The sequence below is a fragment of the candidate division WOR-3 bacterium genome, from assembly GCA_039802005.1.
GTDB lineage: Bacteria > Hydrothermota > Tepidihabitantia > SM23-42 > JAOAFX01 > JAOAFX01.
Window position 1 is genome coordinate 58,440 of record JBDRVV010000010.1, and the last position, 14,519, is coordinate 72,958.

Below are 14,519 nucleotides of genomic sequence, written 5' to 3' on the forward strand. Positions count from 1 at the left end.
AATTATTCCAGATCAACAAAGAATCTTTTTGCAGCGTTATTAAGTGCCTGTTCTGGGGTTCTTTCTAAACGCATTGCTTCTTCAAGTGCTTCGTTTAGATATATTCTGCCGGTGAACCATTCTTTTGTCTTCGGCTCAGTAGTTGCAAATTTAAGTTGTGCAATAATTCTATCATAATTAGGATTTTCATTAAGAAATTCTTGGAACTCAGGCATTTTCGTTGTGCTCTGCCTCGTGGGAAGATAATAACTTGCCTTCGTCCATTTTATCTGTTGTTCAGGTTCTAAGAACCACCGGATAAATTCCCAGGCAAGTCTTTTCTGTTCGGGAGTGGCTTTTTTAAACATTCCAATATTTGTTCCTGCAATCACAACTCTTTTATTTTTGCCGCTGGGGAATGGTGCTACACCCATTTTAAATTTTGGCCTGCCCTTCAAGAATGCCCAGGAGACAATGGAAGCTGGTATTGTTGCTACATTGCCGCTTAAAAATTCATCTTGACGTTGAAATCCAGGATTTAGATAAAATAAACTATCCTTTACCAAACCAACTAAATATTCTAAAACCTTCACCCCTGGTTCAGTATGAAACATTGGTTTCTTTGAGGTTTCATTGAATAATTCGCCACCTTCCTGATACACCATTGAACCAAAATACCAGACATCAATAGGCCAGGATGTAGGCCAAATCCTTAATTTTTTCAATTTTTCACAGGCAATTCTGAATTCAATCCAGTTGTCAGGAAATTTGTATATTCCAGCTGAATCAAATATTGTAGCATTGTAATAAAATACCGGAAGGCTTTTATTAAAAGGAAGGGTAACAATTATTGAATCAAATGTGTTATCCTCAATAAATACCGGGAAAAAATCTGAAATGTTAAAGGAAGAATCTTTATCAATAAAATTCTGCAGGGGTTCCAAATATCCTGCTTTTAGAAATTGATCGGTCCATGATTCATACATTTGAGCGATTGTTGGCGGCGAATTTGACGCAATGGCGCCCATAAGTTTTTGTGCCAAGGCATCGTACGAACCCATCTGGGCAGATTTTATCTCACCTTCGGGATGCAATCTGTTAAACTCCTGTACCATTTCATTAAGTTTTTTTCCAATCGGTCCACCCATCACATGCCAAAAGTATACAACACATTTCTGTTCTTTAACACAACCCATAGAGATAAAGAAAGAAATCACCAGCGATAACCGGACTACCATTCGGGGCCAATTGTCAGATAGAACTTCCATTTTGAAGGTTCGCCCTTTTCATCGACCCAGTTTTGAAGGTCATTTGAACGGGCAAAATCAAGTTTGAATATTGCAAAAAATAAATTAAATCGCAGTCCAAACCCAAGCCCCATCTTTACATCTTTGAAACGAACTGGCAAAATACCCTCTGCGGATTCAAAGACATCAAATGAATCAGAATAGAGACCTGCAAAATCAGCAAAAAGAACTCCCCTGATATTCTTGATTTCCATAGGTAAAGGAAATGCCAGTCTGAGCCGGTCTATGAATGGAAACCGATATTCAAAATTGAAAAATCCTAAATCCGCCCCAGTAAATGTATAATAATCAAAACCCCGTATTGAACCCGGACCACCAATTGACCATAGTTCATCATCCTTACCAAAATTACCTGCCAGCACGAGCCTCGTAGCAAAACTTGCCCTGGGAGACAACCTGAAATAGCGTCTGTAATCAAGGACCCCAACTTTTATATCAAAATCACTAAATACTGTAGTATATCCGGTTATGCGTGTGCGCACACCATTAATTGGACCTATATCCCCCCATTTTGCGTTGTCAAAAATAATAGAAAGTTCAGGATATGTGAAATTATAAGAAGTATCCGCATACCTATCTGAATAAAAATCATCAAAAAAATCAAGCCATTTTGTTTCATAAATTTTGTATTTGTAAAGTCCCAATTCGGCTCGGAAAAATTTTGTAAATGGGAATTGCACCATACCGCCTATACCAAGATAACGCCATATCACAAGGTCATTACCGCTGGCAAAATAGTTTAAATACTGATAAAAGGCAAAGCCGAAGTCCATTCTTTTCTTCAAATACCAGTAAACAAAAAATATATCTGAAGAAGACAAACTGCCATAGAAGTCAGTGCTGAACTGAATGAGGTGGTCACCAAGAATGTCACTTAAGGCAATCTGAGTCATACCCGAGAAACCGAGTGGTGTATAATAAGAAGCGCTTGCTACAATATAATCAAGCGAAAATTTCAGGCGATACTTTCTAACTTTTTCTCTGTCAGGCTCACCTGCAGTATACGAATTTTCAGCAATTGCAGTTCCGATTGAGTCACATTCAAACATTCGTTTAAGCGGGTCTTTGACAACACATATATCATAGCCATAATCATTATAATATCCAAATGCAATTTTTTGAAAATCTTTTGAAATGGAGGGATAATAAATTCCCGTAAGGATATCTGTTCTTTTTGTTATTCTATTTTCATTTAGTGAAAGATAATAAAGATTATAGGCTGAATCATAATCAGCAATAAAGTAAATACCTGTGTCAGCATTGAAGAAAGGCCAGGCTATGTAGGTTGAGCGTGGAGTAAGTCTTTTAATATCATTTCCCTCTTTCAAAAAAACACCATAACTCCCATAGTAATAATTTTCATTAGAATCAGGACGGTCTGAGACGAAAATTATTTTGTCCTCGGTGAAAATAGCAGGAAACTTATCGGCATATATATCATTTGTTATTCTCTCAACATTCCCGCTTGATATTTCAACTTGATAAATATCAAGATATGAATCCTTTAATCCGCTGAATACAATCTTCTTGCCATCCAATGAAAATTTTGGGGAATATATACCATTGAGTTTCAATTTGAATTTTTTATATACCTTACCGGTTCTTGAATTTATTATATAAAGAACATCCTCACCCTGAGACTTGGCAGCAAAACTTATATATTTCTCATCCGGTGACCAGGTAATGCCCCCCTGATAAAGATGTAAGCCCTCATATCCCGATGAATATTCAGCGCGAATAAGTTTTTTCAGAATTCTACCATCAATACTTGATATTACAATCAAATCTATATTCCCTTGACGGTCACTAATAAATGCAATCTTATCACCATTTGGTGATATTGAAGAAGATGTATTATAGAATGAACGTGTCTTTTTATGATCATAAACAACGCGTGCAAAGTTTTCAAAATTTTCCGAAAGTCTAACTTTAGGCCAGTATTGCAATTGATAGAATTTAATCCAGCGTTTATTAAATTCATCAACATTGATACCAAACGCGCTGATAAATGCATTTTCCAGATTTTTCTTCGCCTTGAGAAGGTGTATGAATTCGCTTATCTTTTCCCTGCCATATTTAACATTTACATAATGAAAAAATGCCTGCCCTTCTTTATATATTATATACCCGCCATAATTGCCCAATTCCGATAATGAAATTACCTGATTATGCATAATTAAATCCCGCATATAAATATCAGCCTCAAGGTTCCAACCTTGGGAGAAATATTCAGCGCATCCTTCCATTACCCAAAGGGGTATCGAGTAAAAAAGGTCGCCCGTCAATATCGCCTCAAGTTTTGAAGGGAAGAAAATTACAAATTCAAATACATGCGTCAACTCATGGACAAGCACATGGCGAAATTCTTCGTAGTCACCATTAAAAGGTATAACCATACGATTTTTTAAAATCTCGGTAAAACCACCAACCGATTCCTCAATCAATTCAAGGGTAACATTGGTCTGAGAAAAATGATTTGGTGCATTATAAAGTATTACTGGAATGCGGAATTCAACCTCAATGCCAAAATCTTTGCTCAATTGTTCGTAGCCATCTTCAAGCACATCCTGGGCAAAGTGGGCGATCGTCTCTCCACCATCATAAAAATAGATTTCAAAATGTTCGCTGGAGAGAATTTTGAAATTAAAATCACGATATTGTATTTTATTCTGCCCGAAATATTGATTGAAAAAAAACAAAACAAACAAAAAAGTGGTCATATATGTAATTATAATTAAAATGTAGTTAGAGTCAAGAATTTATTGACTTTATATTGTAAATTGTTATAATAATTACTATGGCGCTTTTGCTATTTGGCTTTTTTTTGTGCACGGGAATAATCTTTTTTGCAGGCACAAGACTTTCATATTATAGTGATGTGATTGCAGAAAAAAGCGGTCTTGGAAGAACTTTGATCGGACTCATTTTGGTTGCCTCAATAACATCCCTTCCGGAAATGGTAAATTCAATCAGTGCTGTTACTTATGCACAGGTACCCGATATTGCCGCGGGTGATTTGATCGGTAGCTGTGTGTTTAATATTTTGATAATAGCCTTCCTCGACTTATTTTATCGGAAGATACCAATTTCAAGCGTTGCCCAAACAGGACACATAATTTCTGGAAGTTTTGGCATATTGCAATTAAGTATCGTAATTGTTAGTCTATTTCTAAAAGAAAATATGCCGGCATTTGGCTGGATTGGTTTGAATAGTGTTATTTTTATCATTATATATTTTCTTGCAATGAGATTGACTTTCCAATACGAAAGGAAACTCATTGAAAATGTTAATAATCAAAATCTTGAGACTTACTCTGGAATAACACTAAATAAAGCAATTACACTATTTATTATTAATGCCTTTTTCGTTATTATTGCAGCAATATTCCTTCCCAAGATTGGCGAAGGGATTGCTGAAATTACCGGGCTTGGGCAAACATTTGTGGGTAACATACTGATTGCCTGGTCCACATCTTTACCGGAAACAGTCGTTTGTTTCGGCGCATTAAGATGCAAGGCAGTGGATTTAGCACTGGGTAATCTAATGGGGAGCACAATATTTAACATTGCAATCTTAGGGATTGTTGATTTAATCTATACAAAAGGTTCTATACTTACTCTGGTAAATCAAAATCATATAATTTCAGCGTTGTCTGGAATAATAATAACAGCAGTAGTAATAATTAGTCTAACATATCGGGCAGAGAAGAAGCATCTGCCATTATCCTTAGATTCAATCTTCATTGTCATTATATACATTTTAAACCTCGTTTTGCTATATCTATTAAGGTAAAATTTACTATAGGGCTTGACAAAAAATCATATTGGATTATAATTTATCAACTGAGCAAGGTTTTCTAAAATCAAAGGGGGTTTTATGGCTCTGTGGGCACTTATGGTCTTCTTATTAGGAGTTTTGGCATTGTTGTTTAATATATTTAACATTTTTGAATGGTTCACACCTTTCTGGGCAATCATTTTAATGGCAATCGCATTCGCAATGCTCACACGCATTGCGCAAAAAGAAAAAGAGGCGGAAAAAGAAAAACTCGTTGAGAAGATTCAAGAGCTTGAAGCACAGTTGAGTAAATATGAAAAGAAAGAAACATAGGGAGACCTTTATTGACATTTTTATAACCAATAATATTAAACCTTCTTTCATCCCATATATTTAGTTCCTTATAAAAATGTTTGAATTTCATATTAGTAGAGAGTGCCGCAAGAAATACAAATTTGACAGATATTTATTTCAACTGAGCGGGAATGTAGTATTTACCGATATTACAGCAGTAAAAAAATTTGCCGATAAATGGAATAAAAATAGAAAATATAAGGGTAAAGATTTAATAAGTCCGGCCGATCTAAATGCAATGGGGCTCATTGATGAGATCTTACACCTCGTAGTCCAAAGATACCAGATCGAAAAAAATCATGATGCATTCAAAAAAGCACTCGATTATTTAAACAAAAAATTTAGCCAAAAAGCAGTATTTGATTTAATTAAAGAATTCATTAAATTATTCCCGCCAATTTCTGTCTATTTAAAAAGAGAAACAATAGGAGAATATCTCAACGGGAAAACAGAACACACACCAAACATATTGATTACACTTCAAGAAATTTTAATGTTAAACCTGGCCAATGAGAATCCTGCTTTTTTACAATTCAAAGAACTGTTTGATGATGAGAAATTGAAAAATCTAACTGAATATAAGAAAGTTATTTTTGAACTTGAGGAATTTTTTAAAACCCAACCTACTTATGGTCCATATAATCAACCCCTTGTTGAACTTTTAAAATCTCCAATGCGTGCAGCCCCAAATTCCCTTGCTGGACAATTATTATACATAAAACAACACTGGAAATTGATTTTATCACCTGAACTGCTTGATCGTCTAACAATGCGCATTTTAGTTTCGCTCGATTTTATACGGGAAGAGAAAAAAGAAAGGATACCCGGTCCAGGGCCAACACTTGTTCCTGAATTTACGCCTGGTAGTGAAGTCTATACAGATATACATTCTGATGAACCGAGGTTCACTCCTGATACAGACTGGATGCCAAAAGTTGTGATGATTGCCAAACATACCTATGTCTGGTTATATCAATTAAGCAAAAAGTATAATAGAGAAATAAAGAGATTGGATCAAATTCCCGATGAAGAATTGAAAATTTTGAGTGATTGGGGATTCAATGCAATCTGGCTCATTGGAATTTGGGAAAGAAGCAAGGCTTCGGCAAAAATAAAAAAACTTTGTGGCAATCCTGATGCAATTGCCTCCGCTTATTCTATATACGACTATACAGTTGCCCAGGAGCTGGGTGGTGAATTGGCGTTTAATAATTTAAAACAGCGGGCTTTAAATTACAATATCAGAATTGCAGTTGATATGGTTCCAAATCACACTGCGATTGACTCCAAATGGATAAAAGAACATCCAGATTGGTTTATTCAGCGCGATAGCTCCCCATTTTTTAATTATCGTTTCAACGGACCGAACCTATCTGACGACCCCGAGATTGAAATTTATATTGAAGATGGATATTACAACAGAACCGATGCTGCGGTGGTATTTAAGCTTATAGAAAGGAAAACCGGTAAGGTGAGATATATTTATCATGGCAATGATGGGACAAGTACACCTTGGAATGATACCGCCCAGTTAAACTTTCTTTTGCCCGAAGTTAGAGAAGCAGTGATACAGAAAATCATTGAGATTGCAAGAAAATCTCCTATTATAAGGCTTGATGCGGCAATGACCCTGACCAAAAAACATTATCACCGTTTGTGGTTTCCAGAACCAGGCAAAGGTGGAGATATTCCATCAAGAACTGAATACAGTATGACAAATGTACAATTTAATAAATTATTTCCCAAGGAATTCTGGCGCGAGGTGGTTGACCGAATTACCAGAGAAGCACCTGATACACTATTACTTGCCGAGGCATTCTGGCTGATGGAAGGATATTTTGTAAGAAACCTTGGAATGCATCGGGTTTATAACAGTGCCTTTATGAATATGCTCAAAATGGAGCAGAATAGAGAATACCATCAGGTTTTGAAAAACGTTCTTGATTATAATCCAGAGATCTTACGTAGATTTGTCAATTTTATGAGTAATCCAGATGAATTGACGGCAGTCCAGCAGTTTGGTAAAGATGATAAATATTTCGGTGTTTGTATAATGATGGCAACGATGCCTGGATTATGTATGTTCGGTCACGGACAGATTGAAGGGTTCCAGGAAAAATATGGTATGGAATATTATCGCTCTTATTGGGATGAAAAAGCAGATGAATATTTAATCAAAAGGCACGAAAGAGAAGTTTTCCCGTTATTAAAAAAACGCCACTTATTTAGTGGGGTAGATAATTTTTGTCTTTATGACTTTTTTGATAACAAAGGCACCATAAATGAAAATGTATTTGCATATTCAAATGGAAGCGAATCCGAACGGATTTTGGTCGTTTATAATAATCGCTATCAAGAAGCACAGGGTTGGATCAAAGGTTCGGATAGGTTCCATACAAAAAATCTTTGCGAAGGATTAAATTTACATTGCACGGAAGGAACTTATTATCTCTGCCGAGACAATAGAGACAATCTTTTTTATCTGGTGAACCCAATTATTCTTGCAAAGCAGGGATGGTTCATAAAACTCGGTGCCTACAAATACCATATTTTTATGGAATTTAAAGAAATACAGGATAACCAAGATAAAGATTTTAAAAAACTGTTTGAATTTTTAGATGGTAATGGATTTTTGAATATTGACTGGACATTAGCAGGTATGAAGGCTATTGAAAGGATTGAAAGAGTAAAAGAATATATAAAACTATCTGACTTTCTTACTGCTGAATTTCCTTTATATTCCTATATTGAGAATATCATAAGAAAACCGAGAGATTTAAAAGATTTAATACTTTACACACCGCTTGCAATTATTATTGAACAAGGGCATTTAATCTTTGAGGATAAATCAAATTTATCAAACTTTTTTAAGTTAGCAGAAGTCAAAAATTTTATGTTTGTTCATACATATGAAGATATTGAATGGTTCAATAAAGAAAGATTGGAGTTATTGCTTTCCGTATTACTTGTTGATATTATCTCACGGAAGGTAAAAGAGACCGGCACACTCCAGCCCGATGAATTTAAACCCTATTGGACAAAAATAAATCAACTTTTAAGTTTAGCATCGACAAGTGGTTATCAATTCATAAAATTTTTAAATAACTTGACGGAGGTTAATTATTAAATATAATAGGGTAGAAGAAAGGAGGCATTATGAAAAAAGGCGCAATTGCGCTGCTCTCATTTATTGTGCTGGTTAGTGCTTATAACCTAAGCGGCCGTATCGGAATGGGTTTGGGATTCACACCTGATGTATATCAGGAGAGTGCTAATGAATTAATAACCCTTCCTGTAATAGATCTTGCGGTAACGAGATACGGATTGAATCCCAATCTGATCCTTGAACCTACTTTTCAATTTACCTTAAGAAACGCCAATGACAGAACAAGTATTAACCTCGTTATGAACGGACTCGTCAACTTTCTAATCAAAGGGCACCAGAAAACCAATCTCTATGGAAAAGCTGGTTTCGGATTTTTATTATTTTCTCCGGGTGGTGGTGCGGATAGTGAATTTGGATTTAATCTTCCGTTTGGATTTGGGTTAGAGCATTTTGTGAGTGAACATTTTTCATTAAACCTTGCTGCACTCAGTGGTTTTACTTTCATCTCAAACCCACCTGAAGGTGGTGACACATATATGGAAGTAAAAATCGGCAATGCCAAGCCATTTGCATTTTATATGGTTTGGTATTATTAATCCAGAATAACGGTTGGGGTTGGGATGCTGGAAATATGAAATAAAAACCAGCAGCTCAACCCTAACCCGATTGCTTTTTTCTTTATGCCTTATAAATACCTAAATCATACTGCGGATTTAGGGGTTGAAATTAAAGCAAAATCAATGGAAGAACTTTTTATCAACGCTGCCCAGGCAATATTTGAGACCCAGATTAAAGGCAGGATATTAAAAAAAGAAAATTTAGAATTTAAAATAAAGAGTATATCATTTGAAGAATTACTCATAGAATGGTGCAGAGAATTGTTATACAATTTTTCTGTAAAAGGATTTATCCCCGCTGAATATGCAATTGAGATAAATCAAAATTATGAATTAAACGCCCAATTGAAAGGCGATATATTTGATAAGAATAGACATCAGATAAAATTAGAAATCAAGAATGCCACCTATCATAGCCTTAATATTCAAAAAATAAATGACCATTATCAGGCGCGGATTATATTTGATGTATGAATCTATTTTGTATAATATCACATTGTATTTTTGGGCCCTTGACAGGGTTCATAAAATGATTATAATACTACAATGTTGTCTATCTTAAATATCTTTACCCTTAACAAAGGAGTTAGAAAATGACTCGCCGGATATTTAGACCCGGTCGGGTCGAAAAAAGATACCACAGCATCTACTTCACTCCGTTAAAAATCTCTAATATAATTTATACAAACAGATTTAAAGGAGTAGTCAAATGACTCGCCGGACTTACAGACCCGGTCGGGTCGAAAAAAAATCCTTCACTCTTTATTCTACTCAATATTCAGTAAGTACAAAACAAAATTTAGAAGAAATCTTTGATAACTTCATTAAAAAATACTCAAAATATAATAAGGAAATTTTGAAGGTAGTTGAAAATTCTAAATTACCAGAAACAAAAATACCGAAAGGAGGTGATAATAGAAAGAAAAAGGATATTATCGCAAGCGCTAATAATAAAGAAAGGGGGTCAAAATGAAAAAAGTAGCGCTGTTAATATGTATAATCGCTGGAGCATTCGCCTTTGCTGCCCAGCGGGTCGTGGTCTGTGAAGAATTTACTGCGACCTGGTGTACATACTGTCCTGGGGCAGCGCGTGCGCTGGACGAGATATATGAAAGAAGTTATGATTCAGTCGTGGTTATTGCCTACCATTCTTCAACAAGCGACCCGTTTTATTCATCAGAGGCTGCAGCGCGAGCGAGCTATTATAGTCTTAGCGGATATCCTACCACCTGGTTTGACGGTTCTAAAAGAGTCGTTGGTGGTGTCCATACCGGCACATTATATGCCTGCTTCCTTGATACAGTCAAATACCGACTCACAATATCAAGCCCTCTGGTTATTAACTTGACCTGTTCTTATGATACCGTGGCTAATACCGGAACGGTAAACGCGACCATCCAAAATACCACTTCCAGCGCAATCAGTGGAACATTACATTTTGTGGTTGTAGAAAACAATATCCCTTATAGCTGGCAGGGAATGACCAAACTTGATTTTGTAATGAGGGATATGCTTCCGGACCAGAACGGCGAAGCGGTAACCATACCTGCCAATGGCAATATCACCCGCTCACGGAATTTTACAATTTCTGCCTCCTGGAAAGAAAAGGATTGTAAAATTGTGGTCTTTGTCCAATCTTCAACAAGAGAAATATATCAGGGCGCAGAGATTGGGATAGTGCCGATACCGGATATGGAGTATTATGGATTAAAATATCAAGAGACAAGCGGGAATAATAATCGCTGGGCAGAACCCGGTGAAGCAATAAGGATGTATGTCTTTGGTAAGAATCAGGGTAACGGTATTTACTCAGGCAGCGCAAATGTCACCTGCTCTGACCCTTATATTACGATCAGCAGTGCAACACCTCAATCGGTCGCAATTGGTCCAGGTGATATTGATACGGTTAATATATGTAATTTCACAATCAGCGCGAGTTGTCCTTCGCCAAGACAGGTATCTTTCTTTGTAAATTTTGGAACTCATTCTGATACCTTCCCGTTTATTGTTACCAGAACCCCTGGTTTTTCAGATAATATTGAAGCCGGACAGGGAAACTGGACCCATTCTGGAATCAACGATAATTGGCACATCACAACTTACAAGAGCCACTCGCCAACGCATTCATGGTATTCTGGGGTAGAATCAAATCATCAATACACAAATGAAAATGATGCATCTTTGGTAAGCCCATACTTTGTGGTCACTCCCGACAGCAATTTGTATTTCTGGCATCAATATCGTATGGAACAGGGCTGGGATTATGGACATTTAGACATTGATAATGGATCAGGTTTCTGGAAGACCATTGGTATCTTTACCGGAAATCAGACTGCCTGGAATCAATATATTTACTCTTTACAAACATATTCGGGACAGACCATCAGAATGAGATTCAGATTCTTGAGTGATGGTAGTGTTGTTGACGAAGGATGGTATGTTGATGATATAAATATTCCGAGTCCGGTAGGAATTGAAGAAACCAAGAATCTTGAAAAAACATTGTTGCTGAGCATCAATCCCAATCCATTCCACGACCGTGCAATCATTAAATATGAATCTAAAAAATTCTCCAATAAACCTATGTTGCTCAATATCTACGACGCTTCTGGTCGTCTGGTTAAATCACTGGCTTTAAAATCAACCAATTTCTGGATGGGCGACGATAACGATGGCAAACTTCTGCCTTCCGGGATATACTTTGCAGAATTGGAAATTGAAAATACAAAACTTCTGCAGAAAGTCATAATTGTTCGTTAAATAAAAAAGATTAAGGGGGGACCTCTGTCCCCCCTTTAAAGAAGGAGAAGTCATGCGACTGAAAATTTTTATTCTATTATGGTTGGCAGCACTCCCTTTATTTGCGCAGTATAATTTTAGTTTTGTCTGCACAAGCGATACATTCCAGACCGGTACAGATTATTTCGTCTATTATTTCCGTCTCACTAATACCGGCACTCAACCCGATAGTTATGCCTTTGATTGCCGAATCATTGATACCGTACCAGGCTGGTTTGCAATATACTGCGCGGGTGGACAGTGTGCAGAACCCGGAATAATCCTTTATGATTATCTTACACCCGGGGCAGTTGATACCGGGATTGATATATCAATATATACAACGCCCAATGTATGGGGAACAGAGGTTATAAATTTGAAGGTCTGGTCAATTCACAACCAGAATTTAAGAGATTCTATAAATGTCTATGCAGCAATGGAACAGGGAATCCATGGAGGCAAACCCATAAGTCAACCCTTTAAATTTGAAGCGTACCCCAATCCATTCAGTGATCAATGTCTAATTAAATTCCAAAATCCAAACAAATCCGCATTTCGCAATCCGAAATCCGAAATTTCATTAATAATTTATGATATTTCAGGTCGGGTTGTGAAATCTTTTATTCCAGTATCGGATATCGTGAACCGTGAATCATGTATCATCTGGTCAGGAGATGATAATTTTGATCGATCTGTTCCTGAAGGGATTTATTTTATTGAAGTAAACAATGGAGAAAATAAAATTTGCCGAAAGGTGGTGAAAGTTAAATGAAAAGAATAATCATATTAGGTGGTATACTATTATTTACCATATGTTCAGAATCCCCTCAGATTAAAATTGAACCGGCAAATAGAATTGTCCTTGCCGAATTTTTTACCTTTGCCCGTTGTGTATATTGTCCTTATGCAGAAGAGGCGCTCGATAGCTTATTAACAGAATTTAAGGATAGTCTTGCAGTGATTGCCTACCACCGCCGTATGCTTGGTGACACGTTAAGTCCCGATTATGTTGCAGTCAGGGAATCATTATATTCAATCCAGACTTCACCGATTGTGGTATTTGATGGTCTTTACAATGTCCAGACTGAGAAACCTGAAGATGATTACCCAACCTATAAAAATTATATAACAAGTGAAAGAGGTAAGAAAACTTGTTTACGTCTGGGTCTTGAAAAGGAAATAGAAGGAAATATGGTCTCGCTTAAGGTTAAAATTGTTCCGGTCGATTCAATTTTCTCATCTGATTACAAATTATATATAACACTTACCGAAGATAGCGTCTATTTTAAACAGACCGGTGCGCCCGATTCAATCTTTTACTTTGTAATGCGTAAGATGATACCGAATGAAACAGGCATTAAAATAAATCCTGTATTTCCTGATTCAATAATAAAAGAAACAAATTTTGTTTTACAATCAAACTGGAATGTAAATAAATTAAGCATAGTCACCTTTGTTCAGAATATGGTAACCAAGGAGGTGGTACAGGCAATAGTAGTAAAATTGAATAATTAAAGCAATTATGTAATACGACTATAAAAATATAAGCTATTGCATGTTAATTTTTGTTTTTAGACTTAAGTCTCTGATTTAACTCCCTATCGCATGGCGTCTTTCATCAAAATAAAATCTTACCCAAATTAAATTTAGATTCTCAGGCGAATAAGGGTATAATTTTAGAATTGAATTAATCATGCTCTTTACTCCCGTGATTATATCTCTTTCTATGAACTCGGTCAAGTTTCTTTTGCAATTTGATTATCCTTGCTAAGAGCTCAAAGTAAGAAAGATTTGCTTTACGCTCACGCAACTCTTGTTTCTTCTCTTCACGAATCTTGGGACAATTCAAAGCCCGATTGTACGGCGTATCAATATCATAGGTCTTAAAAACCTTACCACCAACCCGCACCTTTTTCCGCAGCATCATCTTGGGAATGAAATAATTATGCAAGGTGGAAATCAACGGCATCAACTCTCTTAAAATCTCATACTCCGCATCCGTATCATAACGACAATAACCCACATACGAACGCACCAATGTAAAATTACGACTCTCCGCCACTGGATTATCATTCTTGTGATAGGGTCGTGAACGCGTAATCCGAATCCCATACTTCAACGCAAACTCCAGCACCGCCCGATTCAAAACCTCGGTCCCACCATCCGGATGTACCGTATGCATCTCATAAGGAACACTCTTTTTGACATCCTCCAATGCCTGCACCGCCCAAACCATCGCCTTGTTCCGCGCCGCCCTGAATTCATCCCAACCCAAACCAAGCTCAGGAATCCCGATGGTTAAACAATGCTCACCCCGCGGATCTCCACCAGCATGCGAAACCGAATCCAGCTCCACATACCCTACCCGATCCTGGGGCTTCTCAAAATGCGGTTCAATTGGAATTTTCTTTTTCAAAACCGAAGCATGCGGATGGGGACGATACCGCCGGGCTATGCGATATTGCTCTTTGATGGGTTTTAATAACCGTTCAATGGTTGCCGAACTGATGGTCTTTAAAAGGTCTTTAATTGATTCGGGAATATGTTTTAATGGCTGTAAATCATACCGTTCTTCTTCAGGAAATGTATCAAGATATGTT

General features: G+C 36.7%; 12 protein-coding genes. 9 read left to right on the forward strand and 3 right to left on the reverse strand.

Features of this window, described 5'->3' with window-relative positions; translation table 11 throughout:
- Positions 1–2: 2 nt before the first annotated feature.
- On the reverse strand, positions 3–1,247 hold the full coding sequence (locus ABIL69_04930; GenBank protein ID MEO0123330.1) for an ABC transporter substrate-binding protein: 1,245 nt from the start codon (positions 1,245–1,247) through the stop codon (positions 3–5).
- Positions 1,211–4,006, reverse strand: a complete 2,796-nt coding sequence (locus ABIL69_04935) for a hypothetical protein (protein ID MEO0123331.1) — start codon at positions 4,004–4,006, stop codon at positions 1,211–1,213. The genes ABIL69_04930 and ABIL69_04935 overlap by 37 nt, the downstream gene beginning before the upstream one ends.
- Before the next feature lie 77 nt (positions 4,007–4,083).
- Here ABIL69_04935 and ABIL69_04940 point away from each other — a divergent pair, with 77 nt between their 5' ends.
- The 9 genes from ABIL69_04940 to ABIL69_04980 all read left to right on the forward strand — a co-directional run bounded on the left by ABIL69_04940 (position 4,084) and on the right by ABIL69_04980 (position 13,434).
- A complete protein-coding gene (locus tag ABIL69_04940; GenBank protein ID MEO0123332.1) occupies positions 4,084–5,079 on the forward strand; it encodes a sodium:calcium antiporter in 996 nt (331 codons plus the stop codon).
- A gap of 84 nt (positions 5,080–5,163) precedes the next feature.
- The gene (locus ABIL69_04945) at positions 5,164–5,397 is read left to right on the forward strand and encodes a hypothetical protein (protein MEO0123333.1); all 234 of its coding nucleotides are present in this window, start codon (positions 5,164–5,166) and stop codon (positions 5,395–5,397) included.
- A gap of 76 nt (positions 5,398–5,473) precedes the next feature.
- Entirely contained in the window at positions 5,474–8,545 is a 3,072-nt protein-coding gene (locus ABIL69_04950; protein ID MEO0123334.1) for an alpha-amylase family glycosyl hydrolase, read from the forward strand.
- A gap of 29 nt (positions 8,546–8,574) precedes the next feature.
- Positions 8,575–9,120 (forward strand): hypothetical protein, encoded by a 546-nt coding sequence (locus ABIL69_04955; protein MEO0123335.1) that lies wholly within the window; start codon positions 8,575–8,577, stop codon positions 9,118–9,120.
- Positions 9,121–9,204: 84 nt separating this feature from the next.
- Positions 9,205–9,615: an archease gene (locus ABIL69_04960; protein ID MEO0123336.1), complete on the forward strand. Its 411-nt coding sequence runs from the start codon at positions 9,205–9,207 to the stop codon at positions 9,613–9,615.
- A 235-nt stretch (positions 9,616–9,850) separates the two neighbouring features.
- On the forward strand, positions 9,851–10,114 hold the full coding sequence (locus ABIL69_04965) for a hypothetical protein (GenBank protein ID MEO0123337.1): 264 nt from the start codon (positions 9,851–9,853) through the stop codon (positions 10,112–10,114).
- A complete protein-coding gene (locus ABIL69_04970; protein ID MEO0123338.1) occupies positions 10,111–11,901 on the forward strand; it encodes an Omp28-related outer membrane protein in 1,791 nt (596 codons plus the stop codon). The genes ABIL69_04965 and ABIL69_04970 overlap by 4 nt, the downstream gene beginning before the upstream one ends.
- A gap of 52 nt (positions 11,902–11,953) precedes the next feature.
- Positions 11,954–12,691, forward strand: a complete 738-nt coding sequence (locus tag ABIL69_04975) for a T9SS type A sorting domain-containing protein (GenBank protein ID MEO0123339.1) — start codon at positions 11,954–11,956, stop codon at positions 12,689–12,691.
- On the forward strand, positions 12,688–13,434 hold the full coding sequence (locus tag ABIL69_04980) for an Omp28-related outer membrane protein (protein MEO0123340.1): 747 nt from the start codon (positions 12,688–12,690) through the stop codon (positions 13,432–13,434). The genes ABIL69_04975 and ABIL69_04980 overlap by 4 nt, the downstream gene beginning before the upstream one ends.
- Before the next feature lie 172 nt (positions 13,435–13,606).
- On the opposite strand, the gene ABIL69_04985 is transcribed toward ABIL69_04980, so the two are convergent.
- Positions 13,607–14,519 (reverse strand): hypothetical protein (locus tag ABIL69_04985; protein ID MEO0123341.1); only part of this gene is annotated, 913 nt, incomplete at its 5' end.